Annotated in this window: 1 protein-coding gene; it reads left to right on the top strand. The window is 65.5% G+C overall.

What is annotated here, in order from left to right:
* Positions 1-1252: AMP-binding protein (locus tag ACWEH3_RS36155; RefSeq protein ID WP_450026986.1), on the top strand; the 1252-nt coding region annotated here is incomplete at both ends.

Below are 1252 nucleotides of genomic sequence, written 5' to 3'. Positions count from 1 at the left end.
GGGTTCTTGACGTATGCGACCGATCTTTTCGACCGGGCGACGGTCGAAGGGTTCGCGGCGCGGTTGTCGCGCATCCTCGCCGCCGTGGTCGCCGACGCCAACGCGCCGGTCGGCGATCTCGAACTGCTCGACGCCGCCGAACGGAACGACGTGCTGGCACGCTGGAACGCCACCGACCAAGCGGTCGACGCGGATGCGACGCTGGCCTCGCTGCTCGACGCCAGTGTCGCGGCGGACCCGCGCTCAACGGCGCTGGTCGCGGACGCGGTCGATGGCGAGCGGGTCGAGCTGACCTACGCCGAACTCGATGTTCGGGTGAATCGTCTTGCGCGGCATTTGATTTTGCTGGGTGTCGGTCCGGAGTCGCGGGTGGCGCTGGCGTTGCGTCGCTCGGTGGATTTGGTCGTGGCGATGTATGCGGTGGCGAAGTCCGGTGGTGCGTATGTGCCGGTGGATCCGGATCAGGCTGCCGAGCGGACGAGCTACATCTTGGAGACGGCGGCACCGGTTTGTGTGCTGACGAATGCCGACGCCGAGTTCGAGACCGATGTCGCGCCGGTGGTGCGGATCGATGAACTGGATCTGTCGGACCTGGATGCCGCGCCGGTCGCTGATGCTGATCGGGTCGCGCCGTTGCGTCCGGAGAACACGGCGTATGTGATCTTCACGTCTGGTTCGACGGGTCGCCCGAAGGGTGTGGCTGTTTCGCATGGCGCTATCGCGAACCAGTTGCAGTGGAAGAACATCGAGTTCGGGCTCGACGCGGCGGATGCGATTCTGCTGAAGACGGCGGCGACGTTCGACTTGTCGGTGTGGGAGTTCTGGTCGGCCGCTGTCTGTGGCGGTCGCCTGGTCATCGCCTCACCCGACGGTCACCGTGATCCGGCGTACCTCAACGAACTCATGGCCCAGGAATGGGTTACCACGCTGCACGTCGTCCCGTCGATGCTGGACGCGCTGTTGACCGCCGGTATGCCGGATTCGCTGTGGCGGGTGCTGGCGATCGGTGAAGCCCTTCCGGGTGCGTTGGCGCAGCGGTTCCTGCGTGAGTATTCGCGTACCGAGTTGTTCAATCTGTACGGGCCGACCGAGGCGGCGGTGTCCATCACCAGCCACCGGGTCGGTGATGCCGACCGGGTTTCGGTTCCCATCGGTGCGCCGGTGTGGAACAGCCGGGTGTTTGTGCTGGATGGGCGTTTGCGTCCGGTGCCGGTGGGTGTGTCGGGTGAGTTGTATTTGGCTGGTGCGCAGT

Source organism: Nocardia sp. NPDC004718 (assembly GCF_053601535.1).
Note: the sequence above shows the minus strand (reverse complement) of the source record. Positions and strands in the feature narration are given on the sequence as shown.